The organism is Burkholderia sp. MSMB1078WGS, from assembly GCF_001528895.1.
Lineage (GTDB): Bacteria > Pseudomonadota > Gammaproteobacteria > Burkholderiales > Burkholderiaceae > Burkholderia.
In genome coordinates this window covers 17,470-32,344 of sequence record NZ_LPDI01000079.1, presented here as the reverse complement: position 1 = coordinate 32,344, position 14,875 = coordinate 17,470, and the positions used below count along the sequence as shown (strand labels likewise).

At 68.6% G+C, this 14,875-nt stretch carries 14 protein-coding genes; 8 read left to right on the top strand and 6 right to left on the bottom strand.

Annotated features, from left to right (window positions below; genetic code table 11):
- The first annotated feature begins 354 nt into the window (after positions 1-354).
- Positions 355-2,469: a site-specific recombinase gene (locus tag WT24_RS18485; protein WP_060035415.1), complete on the top strand. Its 2,115-nt coding sequence runs from the start codon at positions 355-357 to the stop codon at positions 2,467-2,469.
- 152 nt (positions 2,470-2,621) lie between these two features.
- Positions 2,622-3,923, top strand: a complete 1,302-nt coding sequence (locus tag WT24_RS18480) for a class I SAM-dependent RNA methyltransferase (RefSeq protein ID WP_059501011.1) — start codon at positions 2,622-2,624, stop codon at positions 3,921-3,923.
- 73 nt (positions 3,924-3,996) lie between these two features.
- Here the strand turns inward: WT24_RS18480 and WT24_RS18475 are convergent, their stop codons facing one another.
- Positions 3,997-4,461 (bottom strand): SRPBCC family protein, encoded by a 465-nt coding sequence (locus WT24_RS18475; protein ID WP_059779228.1) that lies wholly within the window; start codon positions 4,459-4,461, stop codon positions 3,997-3,999.
- Complete coding sequence (locus WT24_RS18470) at positions 4,454-4,786, bottom strand: helix-turn-helix transcriptional regulator (RefSeq protein WP_060035413.1); 333 nt, start codon at positions 4,784-4,786, stop codon at positions 4,454-4,456. The genes WT24_RS18475 and WT24_RS18470 overlap by 8 nt, the downstream gene beginning before the upstream one ends.
- A gap of 170 nt (positions 4,787-4,956) precedes the next feature.
- On the opposite strand from WT24_RS18470, the gene WT24_RS18465 reads away from it, so the two are divergent.
- Entirely contained in the window at positions 4,957-5,361 is a 405-nt protein-coding gene (locus WT24_RS18465; RefSeq protein ID WP_034206437.1) for a VOC family protein, read from the top strand.
- A gap of 73 nt (positions 5,362-5,434) precedes the next feature.
- On the top strand, positions 5,435-6,121 hold the full coding sequence (locus WT24_RS18460) for a YafY family protein (protein WP_059501008.1): 687 nt from the start codon (positions 5,435-5,437) through the stop codon (positions 6,119-6,121).
- Positions 6,122-6,187: 66 nt separating this feature from the next.
- On the opposite strand, the gene WT24_RS18455 is transcribed toward WT24_RS18460, so the two are convergent.
- Complete coding sequence (locus tag WT24_RS18455; RefSeq protein ID WP_060035411.1) at positions 6,188-7,111, bottom strand: carbon-nitrogen hydrolase family protein; 924 nt, start codon at positions 7,109-7,111, stop codon at positions 6,188-6,190.
- Positions 7,112-7,191: 80 nt separating this feature from the next.
- Between WT24_RS18455 and WT24_RS18450 the strand changes: the two genes are divergently transcribed.
- Complete coding sequence (locus WT24_RS18450) at positions 7,192-8,112, top strand: LysR family transcriptional regulator (RefSeq protein ID WP_060035409.1); 921 nt, start codon at positions 7,192-7,194, stop codon at positions 8,110-8,112.
- Positions 8,113-8,199: 87 nt separating this feature from the next.
- On the opposite strand, the gene WT24_RS18445 is transcribed toward WT24_RS18450, so the two are convergent.
- The 3 genes from WT24_RS18445 to WT24_RS18435 are packed head-to-tail and all read right to left on the bottom strand — an operon-like array spanning position 8,200 to position 11,128.
- A complete protein-coding gene (locus WT24_RS18445) occupies positions 8,200-9,654 on the bottom strand; it encodes an NAD(P)(+) transhydrogenase (Re/Si-specific) subunit beta (protein WP_006483443.1) in 1,455 nt (484 codons plus the stop codon).
- Positions 9,651-9,977: an NAD(P) transhydrogenase subunit alpha gene (locus WT24_RS18440; protein WP_012327914.1), complete on the bottom strand. Its 327-nt coding sequence runs from the start codon at positions 9,975-9,977 to the stop codon at positions 9,651-9,653. The genes WT24_RS18445 and WT24_RS18440 overlap by 4 nt, the downstream gene beginning before the upstream one ends.
- An 11-nt stretch (positions 9,978-9,988) precedes the next feature.
- A complete protein-coding gene (locus tag WT24_RS18435) occupies positions 9,989-11,128 on the bottom strand; it encodes a Re/Si-specific NAD(P)(+) transhydrogenase subunit alpha (RefSeq protein ID WP_059501005.1) in 1,140 nt (379 codons plus the stop codon).
- Between the two features lie 291 nt (positions 11,129-11,419).
- Here WT24_RS18435 and WT24_RS18430 point away from each other — a divergent pair, with 291 nt between their 5' ends.
- From WT24_RS18430 to WT24_RS18420, 3 genes are all read left to right on the top strand, one after another.
- On the top strand, positions 11,420-11,929 hold the full coding sequence (locus tag WT24_RS18430; RefSeq protein WP_059779224.1) for an NUDIX hydrolase: 510 nt from the start codon (positions 11,420-11,422) through the stop codon (positions 11,927-11,929).
- Positions 11,926-13,116, top strand: coding sequence for a tRNA 2-thiouridine(34) synthase MnmA (mnmA, locus tag WT24_RS18425; protein ID WP_060035407.1), 1,191 nt, complete (start codon positions 11,926-11,928; stop codon positions 13,114-13,116). The genes WT24_RS18430 and mnmA overlap by 4 nt, the downstream gene beginning before the upstream one ends.
- A gap of 120 nt (positions 13,117-13,236) precedes the next feature.
- On the top strand, positions 13,237-14,856 hold the full coding sequence (locus WT24_RS18420) for an FMN-binding glutamate synthase family protein (RefSeq protein ID WP_060035406.1): 1,620 nt from the start codon (positions 13,237-13,239) through the stop codon (positions 14,854-14,856).
- Positions 14,857-14,875: the final 19 nt, after the last annotated feature.

Genomic DNA, 14,875 nt, shown 5'->3' with positions numbered 1-14,875 from the left:
CATCGGCCCGACGGCCATTTAGAACGGCCATTTACATTCTTTGTCAAAGCCGCCGGAACCCGCGCCATGCAACGCGGTCGGCTTGCGTTTTCCGGCCCGATTGACGATCCTACGCACTTTCAGGCTCGCGCCGTTCGTCGTGCGCACCGGCCAGTGGCGCCGGGCCGCGTTCGGCCCGACCGCCGTGCCCCCGGCGCCTGCACGCGGTCGGCGTGCACCGCAGCGGGGCAGTCGCATCGCGGGTCGCCGCGCCCCGTCCGGCACCGGCCCCGTCTCATCCGTTCTCCCGGCGCCGCGCCGTTTCCCCGGCCGGCATCCCGAACCCGCCCGTCACGGGCTTTCGCTATTCCGTTTATGTTTCGTTCCCTGACGACCCTGATCAAGAAGTGGCGCGCGTCGCGCAATGCCGGTCACCAGCTCGATGCGCTGCTCGCGCATGCCGACGCCGACGCGTCGTACGCCGAGCGCAGCGAATGGCTGATCGAGCTCGCGCACTGGCTGCGCCGCAACGGCACGGTGCAGGACGCGCCGGCCGAGCGCGACGCCGACACGCGGGCCTATCCCGCCCATGCGCGGCTGCGCTACCTGTTCCACGTGCTCGATCGCAACCCCGCATGGAAAGCGCACGCCGCGCGCATCCTGCGCGGCATCCTGCGCGAGTGCGACGGCATCTCGCTGCTGTGCGACGCCGGCATGCCCGTGCATTCGGGCTTCTTCGGCGCGCTGTTCGAGCGGATCGATTCGTCGCTGATCCCGCCCGCGCCGAACCGCCGCGAACTGTCGGCGCTGTTCACGCTGATGTTCCCGACGCCCGAGGACGCGAAATGGATCGACGCGCTGTCCGACGACCTGCTCGCGCGTCTCGCCGAGCTGCTCTCGTTCGACGTCACCGACGAGGAGCGCCACGAGCCCGGCTCGTTCTCGCGCGACCTGCTGGCCGCGCTGCACAACCTGACCTGCCAGATCAGCTCGACCGGCCTGTCGCAGACGGTGCGCAGCCGGTTGTCCGACGACGATGCGCGCAAGCCGCTCGAATCGCAGCCGTTCTACCGCCTCACGCGCGCGATGCTCGCGGTCGAGACCGCGCACGCGGCCGTCGAGGACGGCGGCGATCCGAGCAAGCTGCTGCACGAGGTGAACTACCTGCGCGTGCTGCTCGACGAATGCCGGATCGCCGTCGACAACGTGTTCGCGCACCTGTACCGCAACGGCGTGTCGGTCGACATCGTGTTCCAGGTCGAGCGGATGCGCATGCGCATCCTGCGCGCGGAAATGCTGCTCAACGCGTGGATGGCGCGCGACGACCTGCACGGCATGGCGCACCTGACCGCCGAGCTCGTCGACGCGAACCAGAGCAGCCAGAGCGTCGCGCACCTCGTGCGCAGCAACTTCTCGCTGTTCGCACGCAAGCTCGTCGAGACCAACGCGGACACCGGCGAGCACTACATCTCGCGCGGCCGGGCCGAGTACCTGAAGATGCTGCGGATGGCCGCGGGCGGCGGCCTCGTCACGGTCGCGACCGTGTGCGTGAAGTTCGCGATCACGGGTGCGCACCTGCAGTCGATGCTCGAAGGGCTGCTGGCGGGCATCAACTACGCGGCCAGCTTCATGCTGATGCACTTCCTGCATTTCACGCTCGCGACCAAGCAGCCCGCAATGACCGCGCCGACGCTCGCGCGCGAGCTCGACGACACCGGTCACGAGGAAGGCGTGAAGGCGTTCGTCGCGTCGGTGATCGCACTGATCCGCACGCAGGCGGCCGCGATTTCCGGGAACGTGGTCGTCGTGCTGCCCGTGTGCCTGCTCGTGCAGCTGTTCGCGGCCAACGTCGCGCATACGAACCTGATCTCGCCGGAGAAGGCGCACGCGACGCTGCATTCGTTCTCGCTGCTCGGCCCGACGCCGTTCTATGCGGCGCTCACGGGCGTGCTGCTGTGGGCGTCGAGCCTGCTCGCGGGCTGGGCCGACAACTGGTTCGTGCTGCACCGCGTCGGTGACGCGCTCGCGTACAACCGTAGGCTGCGCCTGACGCTCGGCGCGGCCGGCGCCGCAAAGCTCGCGCATTTCTGCCGATCGAACGTCGCCGGCGTGGTCGCGAACGTCGGCCTCGGCCTGATGCTCGGCCTCGTCCCGGCGATCGTCACCGTGTTCATGTTCCCGTTCGAGGTGCGGCACGTGACGCTGTCGGCCGGCTCGATCGGGATCGCGCTCGGCGTACTGGGCAAGGATGCGCTCGGCACGCCCGAACTGTGGTGGGCCGGCGCCGGCGTGCTCAGCATGGCCTTCCTCAACGTGCTCGTGAGCTTCGCACTCGCTTTCACGATGGCCGTGCGCTCGCGCAGCCTGCGCCCGACCAAGGTGCGCGCGCTCGTCGCCGCGATCGTCCGCACGGTGCTGTCGAATCCGCTCGCGCTGTTCTGGCCGGCGGGCACCCCGGCCGCGCGCGCCGGCCAGCCGGGCGCGCACTGAGCTGCGGCGGGCAGCGGCGCCCCGCCGGTGCCCGTCGCCGTCCTCCCGGCACGCGCGAGCGGCCGTCGCGCCGGCGCCGCCGCGCCGAAACGCCGGCCCCGGTCGGCCGCGCCGCGTACAATAGTGGACTTTTGCACGTCCTCACCCGTCTTATGTCCTCGCCCACCCTGTTCGAATTCTTCGCCCCCTGCCCGCGCGGCCTCGAAGCGGCGCTTGCCGCCGAGCTGGCCGAAATCGCCGGCCGCCACCTGAACGGCGCGCCGTTCACCGCGGGCGCGCAGGTGCCGGGCGGCGTCCATTTCAGCGGCGGCTGGGCCGCAGGCATGGCCGCGAACCTCCATTCGCGGATCGCGAGCCGGATCCTGCTGAAGATCGCGCACCGCGCGTACCGCAACGAGCAGGACGTCTATGCGCTCGCGCTCGAGCAACCGTGGGAGCGCTGGTTTGCGGCCACGCAGACGCTGCGCGTCGACATCACCGCGATCAAGTCGCCGCTGAAGAGCCTCGAATTCGCGACGTTGCGCGTGAAGGACGCGATCTGCGACCGGATGCGCGACAAGACCGGCGCGCGCCCGAGCATCGACACCGGTGCGCCGGACGTGCGCGTGTTCGCGTTCCTGACGGCGGGCGAATGCACGCTGTACCTCGATACGTCAGGCGAGCCGCTGTTCAAGCGCGGCTGGCGTCTCGACAAGGGCGCGGCGCCGCTGCGCGAGAACCTCGCGGCCGGCATCCTGCGCCTGACCGGCTGGACGCCCGGCACCGCGCTGTACGACCCGATGTGCGGCAGCGGCACGTTCCTCGCGGAAGCCGCGCAGATCGCGCTCGGCGTGGCGCCCGGCGTCGAGCGCCGGTTCGGCTTCGAAAAGCTCAAGCAGTACGACATCACCGCGTGGCAGGGGCTGAAGGTCCCGGCGCTCGACGCGAAGCGCGCGGCGCGAGCCAGGCGCGGCGAAGCGCTCGGCGTGTACGGCAGCGACATCTCCGGCGACATGCTCGAGAAGGCACGCGCGAACCTCGAGCGCGCGGGCGTGCCGTCGGTGTGGCTCAAACAGGTCGATGCGCGCGGGATGACGCCGCCGTGCGACGGGCCGGGCATCCTCCTCGCGAACCCGCCGTACGGCGAGCGGATCGAAGTGCGCGGCCGCAGCGCGCGCGGCGAGGTGCGCGAAACCGGCCGCAACCGCGGCAACGACGACGCATTCCGTCGCACGCACACCGACGCGCCGGACAGCGAGTTCTTCAACGCGCTCGGCGATGCGCTGAAGCAGCGCTTCACGGGCTGGCAGGCGTTCCTGCTGACGTCCGACCGTTCGCTGCCGGGCCAGTTGCGCCTGCGCGAATCGGCCAAGACGCCGCTGTTCAACGGCGCGCTCGAATGCCGGCTGTTCCGCTTCGACCTGATCGCCGGCAGCGTGAAGGCACGCCCGGCCGCGCCGGAGGGCGACGCGTAAGCCATCCGTGCGCTTGTGCAAGCCACGACGTGCAGGGGCCGCCATCGCGGCCCCTGTGCTTTTCCGCAGCCGGTCAATGCTTCGACTGCGACCAGCGCGCCATCGTGAACGGCAGGGCATGCCCCGTCTCGAGCAACGTCTTCAGGCTCGACAGCACGACCGGCCAGCCGCCGCGAATCCCTCGATCCATCTCCGAACCGGGCACCAGCCCGTCATGCGTGACGGTCAGCTTCACGACGCCCTCGTGTGGCTCGACCAGATAGGTCACGCGCGATTCCTCGCCCTCCCCCGACGGCGTGCGCCACGTGACGACCAGCCGGCGCGGTGGATCGTTCTCGACCACTTCGCCGACGATGTCGACCCGCGACGGATCGTCGTAGTCCTGATGTTCCCACCGCGAACCCGGCCGCCAGTCGGGCGACGCGTTGCGATGCCGTACCCAGTAGTCCTTCGTCAGCTCGGCGTTGGTCAGCGCGTCGAACACGCGCTCGGGCGTGGCCGCAATGAAGGTCACGTACACGAAGTCGGGATTACCCATCGTCGTCTCCCGTGTCGCGGGGCACTTCCAGCCCCCGCTTGAGGTCCGCCAGCGCCTGCAGGCGCTGACGCTCGAACTTGCCGATCCAGCGTTGTGCGATGTCATGGATCGGCACCGGGTTCAGGTAATGCAGCTTCTCCCGGCCGCGCCACGTCGTCGCGACGAGATTCGCGGCCTCGAGCAGCGCGAGATGCTTGCTCACGGCCTGCCGGCTCATCGCGAGCCCGTCGCACAGCTCGGACACGGTCTGGCCGTTTTTTGCGTACAGCAGATCGAGCAACCGACGGCGCGTGGCATCGGCCAGCGCCTTGAAAACGAGGTCCATGCCGCTCCCGGGTCAACGGTCTTATTATGCAACCAAATGGTTGCATGTCAAGGGTGACAACTCTACTGACAATACGGTGTCAGCAGCCCGCGATCACACTGCAATCCCGGCGCAATGCAGGCTGGTTTCCCCACCGAATCCGAATAACAACGCAACACAAGGAGCTCGTCATGACGTCAGCAACCGCCACTGCAACCGTGGAACGCGCGATCGCCTGGTTCGACATTCCGTCCCTCGATTTCGACCGCGCGATCCGCTTCTACGAAACCGTGCTGCAAACCACGTTGCAGCGCGAGGTCATCGGCGGCGTGCCGATGGCGACGTTCGATCGCGACGCATCGAGCACGGGCGGCAGCATCGTGTTCGATCCGCAGCAGATGAAGCCGAGCGCGAACGGCGTGCTCGTCTACCTGAACGCCGGCGAGTCGGTCGTCGCGGCGCTCGAACGCGCGAAGCGCGCGGGCGGCGTCGTGCAGGGCTCCGTCGTCGAGCTGCCGAACAACTACGGCTACGTCGGCTACCTGATCGACACGGAAGGCAACCGCGTCGGCCTGCACGCGCCGAAATGCCACTGAGCGCAGCGGTCAGCGGGCCGGCGCGGCGCTATCATCGCGAAGTCCCCGTAGCCAGAGGAATCGAGGTGCTGTCATGACCCGCCGTGCCGACCGCCTGTTCCAGATCGCCGAGCTGTTGCGCGGGCGTCGTCTCACGACCGCGCAGCAGCTGGCCGACTGGCTGTCGGTGTCGCCGCGCACGGTCTACCGCGACGTACGCGACCTGCAACTATCAGGCGTGCCGATCGAAGGCGAGGCCGGCATCGGCTACCGGCTGAACCGCAACGCGAGCCTGCCGCCGCTCACGTTCACGGCCGAGGAGCTGGCGGCGCTCGCCACCGGCGCGCGCATGCTCGAGACCTGGGGCGGTGCGCGCTTCGCGAGCGGCGCGCGCTCGGCGCTCGCGAAGATCGCGTCGGCGATGCCGGCCGACAAGCGTACGGCGCTCGACCGGCTGCCCGTGTTCGCGCCGTCGTTCCACATCGACGCGACGTTTTGCGCGAAGGTCGACGCGATCCACCAGGCGATCGACACGCGCCACATCGTCAGCTTCGACTATCGCGACCGGCTCGGCGCGCACTCGCAGCGCCGCGTCTGGCCGCTCGGGCTCGTCTACTGGGGCGGGCGCTGGACGATCGGCGCGTGGTGCGAGCTGCGCGACGATTTTCGCACCTTCGACATCGCGCGGATGGGCGACATCACCGTGCACGAGCAGTTTCCGGACATGGAGGGCCGGCGGATCGCCGACTACATGCGGATCGCGGAAGCGCCGATGCGCTGACGCGGCGCGGCGGGCGGCCGCCGCCCTTCGTTTTCGGGCGCCATGCGGCGCCCGCCTCCGCTTTCGTTACCCGCCGAACACCACCGGCCGCTTCGGCCGCTCGTCGACGTGCAGCGAAAACACGTCCGCACGTGCGTAGTGCCCCACGACGTCGAAGTCGTAGCGCGCCCGCACGAGCTCGTCGGTGTCGATACGGGCGGTCACGAGCCCGGCCTCGCCGATCAGCGGCTCCGTCAGCAGGTCGCCGAGCGGCCCGACGATCACGCTGCCGCCGCGAATCAGCGGCCGCTCGGGGTCCCAACCCGGCACGTCGATGCCGAGCGCGCGCGGCGACGGCTGCACCTGGCACGCGCTCACGACGAAGCAGCGCCCTTCGTGCGCGATGTGCCGCATCGAGCTCTGCCACACGTCGCGCTCGTCGACGGTCGGCGCACACCAGATCTGCACGCCTTTCGCGTACATCGCGCAGCGCAGCAGCGGCATGTGGTTCTCCCAGCAGATCGCGGCGCCCGCGCGGCCCGCGGCCGTCTCGACGACGGGCAGCGTCGAGCCGTCGCCCTGCCCCCAGATCAGCCGCTCGGTGCCGGTCGGCATCAGCTTGCGGTGCTTCGCGACGAGCCCGTCGCGCGGATCGAAGAACAGCGCCGTGCAGTACAGCGTGCTGCCGCCGCGCTCGATCACGCCGACCACGAGGCTCGCGCCGGTGCGCTGCGACAGCGCGGCCAGCTCGTCGGTTTCCGGCCCCGGCACGTCGATCGCCTGCGCGGCGTAGCGCGCATATGCGTCGCGTCCTTCGGGCAGCCGGTAGCCGAGCCGCGTGCCGAAGATTTCGCCTTTCGGATAGCCGCCGAGCACGGCCTCGGGCAGCACGACCAGCGACGCGCCGCTGTCGCGGATCGCGGTTTCGTAGCCGAGGATCGTGTCGAGCGTGGCGCGCGTGCCGGCGGGCGATGCGCCGATCTGCAGCGCGGCGATGACTGACGTGGACATGAAGGCGTCTCCGTTGAATGGGATGTCGCCATCTTTATCGATAAGATGTCATCGATCAAATCGATGGAACGATATGTGTCATGAACGTGGATGATATCGCCAGCCTCGACCTGAACCTGCTGAAGGTGTTCGAGGCGCTGTACGAGGAAGGCGGCGCGAGCCGCGCGGCGCTGCGGCTCGACCTCACGCAGTCGGCGGTCAGCGCGGCGCTCGGGCGGCTGCGCGTGATCTATGCCGATCCGCTGTTCGTGCGCACCGGCCGCGGGCTCGCGCCGACGCCGCGCGCGGACGAGCTGAAGCCGATCCTGTCGGACGCGCTCGACCGCTGCCGCGAAAGCCTCGCGATCGCGGCCGACGGCGGCGACCGCGTCGGCCGCACGATCTCGATCGGGCTGTCCGACGACTTCGAGATCGCGCTCGGCCGCGCGTTGATCGATGCGCTCGCGCAAGAAGCCGCCGGCATCCGGCTGATCTTCCGGCAGACCCACAGCGGCATCGCCGGCGACGCGCTGCTGCGGCACGGCGTCGATCTCGCGATCGCATCGGGCGGCTTCTCGGCGAACGGGCTCAGCCGGCGCGCGGTCGCGACGGGCGGATATGCGTGCCTGATCGATCCGGCCGGCCGCACGCGGACGCCGCGCACGCTGACGCTCGCCGAGTTCCTGCGGCGCGACCACCTGCTCGTATCGTCGGGCGGCGTGATCGGGATCGTCGACGAGGCGCTGGCCGCGCTCGGCCACCAGCGGCGCGTCGCGGCGTCGACCACGCATTTCGCCGCGCTGCCGTACCTGCTCGCCGGCTCCGACGCAGTCGCGACGATTCCCGCGCATGCGGCCCGCGCGATCGCGCAATCGACCGCGCTGCGCGCACTCGCGTGCCCGATCGACCTGCCGCGCTATCCGGTCGAAATCGGCTGGCGCACGAGCACGCAGCGCGATCCGGCGATCGTGCGCGTACGCGACGCGATCGCCGCCTGCATCGCGCAACGCGTCGCACCATGAAAAAAAACCGGCCGGCTTGCGCCGGTCGGGCCTGTGCCGGCGCGGCGCCCGCGCATCGAAGCGGGCGCCGCATAGCCTCGGCGTGCGCTACTCGACCGCCTTCACCATGTCCTCGATGACCTTCTTCGCATCGCCGAACACCATCATCGTCTTGTCCATGTAGAACAGATCGTTGTCGAGGCCCGCGTAGCCAGCCGCCATCGAACGCTTGTTGACGATCACCGTGCGCGCCTTGTACGCCTCGATGATCGGCATCCCCGCGATCGGCGATTTCGGATCGTTCTTCGCGGCCGGGTTCACGACGTCGTTCGCGCCGAGTACGAGCACCACGTCCACCTGGCCGAATTCGCCGTTGATGTCCTCCATCTCGTGCACGATCTCGTACGGCACTTCCGCTTCCGCGAGCAACACGTTCATGTGGCCCGGCATCCGGCCGGCGACCGGGTGGATCGCGTACTTCACGTCGATGCCCTTCTCGACCAGCTTGTCGGTCAGCTCCTTCAGCGCGTGCTGCGCACGGGCGACGGCGAGCCCGTAACCCGGCACGATCACGACCGATTCCGCGTTGCCGAGCATGAACGCCGCGTCGTCGGCCGAACCCGACTTCACCGGCCGCTGCTCCTGCGCGCCCGCCGCGCCGCCGGCCGCCGCTTCCCCGCCGAAGCCGCCGAGGATCACGTTGAAGAACGAGCGGTTCATCGCGTGGCACATGATGTACGACAGGATCGCGCCCGACGAGCCGACCAGCGAACCGGCGATGATCAGCATCGCGTTGTTCAGCGAGAAGCCGATGCCGGCCGCCGCCCAGCCCGAGTACGAGTTCAGCATCGACACGACCACCGGCATGTCCGCGCCGCCGATCGGGATGATGATCAGCACGCCGAGCACGAACGCGATCGCCGTCATGATGATGAACGGCAGCCACGCCTGCGTGATGAAGAACAGGATGCCGAAGCCGAGCATCGCGATCGCGAGCATCAGGTTGATCAGGTGCTGGCCCGCGTACACGACCGGTGCGCCCTGGAACAGCCGGAACTTGTACTTGCCCGACAGCTTGCCGAACGCGATCACCGAACCGGAGAACGTGATCGCGCCGACGAACGTGCCGATGAACAGCTCGACGCGGTTGCCGTACGGGATGAAGCTCGACGACACCGCGTCCTGCGGCACGAGGCCGAACGCTTCGGGCTCCGACACCACCGCATACGCGATGCACACGGCCGCGAGACCGATCAGCGAGTGCATGGCCGCGACGAGCTCCGGCATCTTCGTCATCTCGACGCGCGCGGCGACGAACGCCCCGACGCCGCCGCCGACGATCAGCGCGCCGAGCACGAGCGCGAGGCCGAGCGGCAGGTTCGCGCCGAGCCACGCGGCCTGCTTGACGATCAGCGCGATCGTCGTGAGGATCGCGATGGCCATCCCGACCATCCCGAACAGGTTGCCGCGCCGCGCGCTCTTCGGATTCGACAGGCCCTTCAGCGCCTGGATGAAGCACACCGAGGCGACGAGGTACAGCAGCGTAACGACGTTCATGCTCATCGCGCGCCCTCCTTGCCGCCCTCGATGCGCTTGGGCTCCTTCTTGCGGAACATCTCGAGCATTCGCCTCGTCACGAGAAAGCCGCCGAACACGTTGACGGCCGCGAGCGCGACCGCGAGCGTGCCGAAGAACTTGCCGGTCGCGCCGACGGTGAGCGCCGCCGCGAGCATCGCGCCGACGATCACGATCGCCGAGATCGCGTTGGTCACGGCCATCAGCGGCGTATGCAGCGCCGGCGTGACGTTCCAGACGACGTGGTAGCCGACGTACACCGCCAGCACGAAGATGATCACGTTGATCACCGTGTGATTGATGACTTCCATGGTCTCCTCCGTTATTTGCGCGTGACTTCACCGTCGCGGCACAGCAGCGTCGCGGCGACGATGTCGTCGGTCAGGTCGACGTTCAGCGTGCCTTCCTTCGTGACGATCAGCTTCGTGAAGTCGAGCAGGTTGCGCGCGTACAGCGCCGACGCGTCCGACGCGACCATCGACGCGAGATTCGTGTAGCCGGCGATCGTCACGCCGTTGTGCACGATCACCTGGTCGGCGACGGTCAGCGGGCAGTTGCCGCCCCTGCGGCCGTCGATTTCCGGGCCGCGGCCGGCCGCGAGATCGACGAGCACCGAGCCGGGCTTCATCGCCTGCGCGGTGTCGACCGAGATCAGCGTCGGCGCCGGGCGCCCGGGAATCAGCGCGGTGGTGATCACGATGTCGGCCTGCCTCGCACGCTCGTGCACGAGCGCGGCCTGGCGGCCGAGCCACGATGCCGGCATCGGGCGCGCATAGCCGCCCACACCCTGCGCGGCTTCGCGCTCTTCGTCGGTTTCGAACGGGACGTCCAGGAATTTCGCGCCGAGCGACTCGATCTGCTCCTTCACGGCCGGCCGCACGTCGGACGCCTCGATCACCGCGCCCAGCCGCTTCGCGGTCGCGATCGCCTGCAGGCCCGCGACACCCGCGCCGAGAATCAGCACGCGCGCCGCCTTCACGGTGCCCGCGGCCGTCATCAGCATCGGCATGAAGCGCGGATACAGCGACGCGGCCACCAGCACGGCCTTGTAGCCGGCGATGTTCGCCTGCGACGACAGTACGTCGAGACTCTGCGCACGCGTCGTGCGCGGCGCGGCCTCGAGCGCGAAACCGGTCACGCCGGCCGCGGCGAGTTTCGCCGCCTGCTCGCCGTTGAACGGCTCGAGCATGCCGATCAGCACGGTGCCGCGCTTGAGCAACGGCAGTTCGGCGTCGGTGGGCGCCTGGACCTTCAGGACGAGATCGGCGTCAAACGCGGCCGACTGGTCGGTCAATTCGGCGCCGACGGCCGCATAGGCTTCGTCGGGATAGCTGGCTGCGCTGCCGGCCCCTTTCGCGATACTGACGCGATGGCCGGCCGCCGCGTATTTCTTCACGGTTTCCGGCGTCGCAGCCACACGCGCCTCGTTGGCCCGCGTTTCAGCAGGCACTCCAATATGCATCGTCAGTCCCTCCAGTCATTGTCAGTATTTCTTTTCTTGCGATCTTTACTGCACAACGAGCCGGACAGGCTGACATACCGGCTCACGAGCAACGGCTTTCACGCTGCACTTTAACCGAAAGCGATGGTCGCGCCAGCACTTTCCGCACGATCGTGCTCGAATGCGACAGGCGCTTGACCCGCGCCGCCACGCAGCGCCGGGACGGGCGATCCGAGAGGGTCGGATCGTCTGACGAACGGCCGGCGGCGGACGACCGGCAACGTTCGGGCGCAACCGGTAAAATGCCGAACCATGAAACCCGAAATCTGGACCCCGCATGTGACGGTCGCCGCGCTCGTCGAGCGCGCCGGCCGCTTTCTCGTGATCGAGGAAGAAACCTCGACGGGCCTGCGCATCAACCAGCCGGCCGGTCATCTCGAAGCCGGCGAAACGCTGGCCGACGCCGTGATCCGCGAAACGCTCGAGGAAACCGCGCGCCCGTTCACGCCCGACGCGCTCGTCGGCGTCTATCTCGCGCACTACGATCGCCCCGGCAGCGCCGGCGCGACCTACCTGCGCTTCACGTTCTGCGGCACCGCCGGCGAACCGGTCGCGGGCCATGTGCTCGACGACGGCATCGTCCGCACGCTGTGGATGACGGCCGACGAACTGCGCGCCTGCAGCGAGCGCCATCGTTCGCCCGCGGTGATGCGCTGCGTCGACGACTATCTCGCCGGGCGGCGCATTCCGCTCGATTTCGTGCACACGCATTCGGTCGCCCCGCGCCCCGAGGCATTCGAACGTCAGGCGGTCGGCAAATGAGCAAGCGCCGTGTAGTGGTGGGCATGTCGGGCGGCGTCGATTCGTCGGTGACCGCGTGGCTGCTGAAGGAACAAGGCTACGACGTGGTCGGCCTGTTCATGAAGAACTGGGAAGACGACGACGACGGCGAGTACTGCTCGACGCGCCAGGACTGGATCGACGTCGTGTCCGTGGCCGACCTGATCGGCATCGACGTGGAAGCCGTCAACTTCGCCGCCGAATACAAGGACCGCGTGTTCGCCGAGTTCCTGCGCGAATACTCGGCCGGCCGCACGCCGAACCCCGACGTGCTGTGCAACGCCGAGATCAAGTTCAAGGCGTTCCTCGACCACGCGATGTCGCTCGACGCGGAAATGATCGCGACCGGCCACTATGCGCGCGTGCGCGAGCGCGACGGGCGTTTCGAACTGCTGAAGGCCTTCGATCATACGAAAGACCAGTCGTACTTCCTGCACCGGTTGAACCAGGCGCAACTGTCGAAGACGATGTTCCCGCTCGGCGAGATCCCGAAGACGAAGGTGCGCGAGATCGCCGCGCAGATCGGGCTGCCGAATGCGAAGAAGAAGGATTCGACCGGCATCTGCTTCATCGGCGAGCGGCCGTTCCGCGATTTCCTGAACCGCTATCTTCCGACGAAACCCGGCCCGATGAAGACGCCCGACGGCAAGGTGGTCGGCGAGCACATCGGCCTCGCGTTCTATACGTTCGGCCAGCGCAAGGGCATCGGCCTCGGCGGCAGCAAGAGCGGCAGCGGCGAGCCGTGGTTCGTCGCCGCGAAGGACATCGCGACGAACACGCTGTACGTCGTGCAGGGTCACGATCATCCGTGGCTGCTGTCGCGCGAGCTCGTCGCCGGCAACGTGAGCTGGGTCGCCGGCGAGCCCCCGGCGGACGGCTTCGCGTGCGGCGCGAAGACGCGCTACCGGCAGGCCGACGCGGCGTGCACGTTCGGCCGGGCCGCGGATGGCCGGGCCGCGACAGGCGCCGCGGCAGCCGGCCCGGCAGGCGAAGCGCGCTTCTCGCTCGCGTTCGACGACGCGCAGTGGGCCGTCACGCCCGGCCAGTCGGCCGTGCTGTACGACGGCGAGATCTGCCTCGGCGGCGGCATCATCGAGTTCGCGGCCACCGGCCAACCCGGCCAGGCTGCACCGGCGGGCCACGCGCCGGCGCTCGCCGAAGCACGCTGACATCCATTCGGTTTAGACTTGCGGCACGCCGCGCCCGGCGGAACACGATTCCGCCGCGGCCGGCGCGCCGCCTTCGCAGCGTACGCATGGCGGTATTTCAAGATTCTTATGGAGTCCCCCATGCTTTCACGCCGCTACCTCGCGATGTGGTGTGCCGTGCTGCTGCTCGTCGCAGCGGCCGCGCTCGCGTCGGCCCACGTTCTTTCCTGGCTGTGGATCGTCGTCCCCATCGCCCTCGTCGCGCTCGGCCTGTACGACCTGAAGCAGGACCGCCACGCGATCCTCCGGAATTACCCGCTCTGGGGCCACTTCCGCTTCCTGTTCGAATTCATCCGACCTGAAATCCGCCAGTACTTCGTCGAGGACGACACCGACGAAAAGCCGTTCTCGCGCGCGCAGCGCAGCCTCGTCTACCAGCGCGCGAAGAACGTCGCGGACAATCGTCCGTACGGCACCGAGCTGAACGTGAAGGCCGTCGCGCACGAATGGATCAGCCATTCGCTCGCGCCGACGAAGCTGCCGAGCCACGACTTCCGCATCCGCGTCGGCGCGAATCGCGCGCAACCGTACGACATTTCGATCTTCAACATCTCGGCGATGAGCTTCGGCTCGCTGTCCGCGAACGCGATCCGCTCGCTGAACCTCGGCGCGAAGAAAGGCGGCTTCGCGCACGACACCGGCGAAGGCTCGCTGTCGAAGTACCACCGCGAGCACGGCGGCGACATCATCTGGGAAATCGCGTCCGGCTACTTCGGCTGCCGCAACGAAGACGGCACGTTCAACCCCGACAAGTTCGCGAAGCAGGCCGCCGATCCGCAGGTCAAGATGATCGAGGTGAAGCTGTCGCAGGGCGCGAAGCCCGGTCACGGCGGCGTGCTGCCGGCCGCGAAGATCACGCCGGAAATCGCCGAAACGCGCGGCGTGCCGATGGGCAAGGACTGCATCTCGCCCGCGACGCACTCGGAATTCTCGACGCCGCGCGGGCTGCTCGAATTCGTCGAGCGGCTGCGCACGCTGTCCGGCGGCAAGCCGACCGGTTTCAAGCTGTGCATCGGTCACCCGTGGGAATTCTTCGGCATTGCGAAAGCGATGATCGAGACGGGCATCGTGCCCGACTTCATCGTCGTCGACGGCGCGGAAGGCGGCACGGGCGCGGCGCCGCTCGAATTCACCGACCACGTCGGCGTGCCGCTGCAGGAAGGGCTGCTGCTCGTGCACAACACGCTCGTCGGGATCGGCGTGCGCGATCGCGTGAAGCTCGGCGCGAGCGGCAAGATCATCACCGCGTTCGACATCGCACGCACGCTCGCGATCGGCGCGGACTGGGTGAACTCGGCGCGCGGCTTCATGTTCGCGGTCGGCTGCATCCAGGCGCAGCACTGCCACACCGACCGCTGCCCGACCGGCGTCGCGACGCAGGACCCGGTGCGCCAGCGCGCGCTCGTCGTGCCGGACAAGGCCGAGCGCGTGTACAACTTCCACCGCAATACGCTGCATGCGCTGCAGGAACTCGTGCAGGCGGCCGGCCTCGCGCATCCGTCCGAGCTGCGCGCGCATCACATCGTGCAGCGGGTCGCGCCGCACGAGGTGCGACTGATGTCGCAACTGCTGAAGTACCTGAAACCCGGTGCGCTGCTCGACGGCCAGACCTGCGGCTTGTCCCTGTACGACAAGTGGTGGCCGATCGCGCGCAGCGATTCGTTCTCGCTCGGCGAAACCGTGTACGCGTCGATCGAGTGACGCGCGCGGCCACCCCGCG

What these genes read in the sequence shown, in the direction of transcription:
- WT24_RS18485 (WP_060035415.1), top strand. Translation starts at nt 355, where the DNA reads ATGTTTCGTTCCCTGACGACCCTGATCAAGAAGTGGCGCGCGTCGCGC.
- WT24_RS18480 (WP_059501011.1), top strand. Translation starts at nt 2,622, where the DNA reads ATGTCCTCGCCCACCCTGTTCGAATTCTTCGCCCCCTGCCCGCGCGGC.
- WT24_RS18475 (WP_059779228.1), bottom strand. Translation starts at nt 4,461, where the DNA reads ATGGGTAATCCCGACTTCGTGTACGTGACCTTCATTGCGGCCACGCCC.
- WT24_RS18470 (WP_060035413.1), bottom strand. Translation starts at nt 4,786, where the DNA reads ATGGACCTCGTTTTCAAGGCGCTGGCCGATGCCACGCGCCGTCGGTTG.
- WT24_RS18465 (WP_034206437.1), top strand. Translation starts at nt 4,957, where the DNA reads ATGACGTCAGCAACCGCCACTGCAACCGTGGAACGCGCGATCGCCTGG.
- WT24_RS18460 (WP_059501008.1), top strand. Translation starts at nt 5,435, where the DNA reads ATGACCCGCCGTGCCGACCGCCTGTTCCAGATCGCCGAGCTGTTGCGC.
- WT24_RS18455 (WP_060035411.1), bottom strand. Translation starts at nt 7,111, where the DNA reads ATGTCCACGTCAGTCATCGCCGCGCTGCAGATCGGCGCATCGCCCGCC.
- WT24_RS18450 (WP_060035409.1), top strand. Translation starts at nt 7,192, where the DNA reads ATGAACGTGGATGATATCGCCAGCCTCGACCTGAACCTGCTGAAGGTG.
- WT24_RS18445 (WP_006483443.1), bottom strand. Translation starts at nt 9,654, where the DNA reads ATGAGCATGAACGTCGTTACGCTGCTGTACCTCGTCGCCTCGGTGTGC.
- WT24_RS18440 (WP_012327914.1), bottom strand. Translation starts at nt 9,977, where the DNA reads ATGGAAGTCATCAATCACACGGTGATCAACGTGATCATCTTCGTGCTG.
- WT24_RS18435 (WP_059501005.1), bottom strand. Translation starts at nt 11,128, where the DNA reads ATGCATATTGGAGTGCCTGCTGAAACGCGGGCCAACGAGGCGCGTGTG.
- WT24_RS18430 (WP_059779224.1), top strand. Translation starts at nt 11,420, where the DNA reads ATGAAACCCGAAATCTGGACCCCGCATGTGACGGTCGCCGCGCTCGTC.
- mnmA (WP_060035407.1), top strand. Translation starts at nt 11,926, where the DNA reads ATGAGCAAGCGCCGTGTAGTGGTGGGCATGTCGGGCGGCGTCGATTCG.
- WT24_RS18420 (WP_060035406.1), top strand. Translation starts at nt 13,237, where the DNA reads ATGCTTTCACGCCGCTACCTCGCGATGTGGTGTGCCGTGCTGCTGCTC.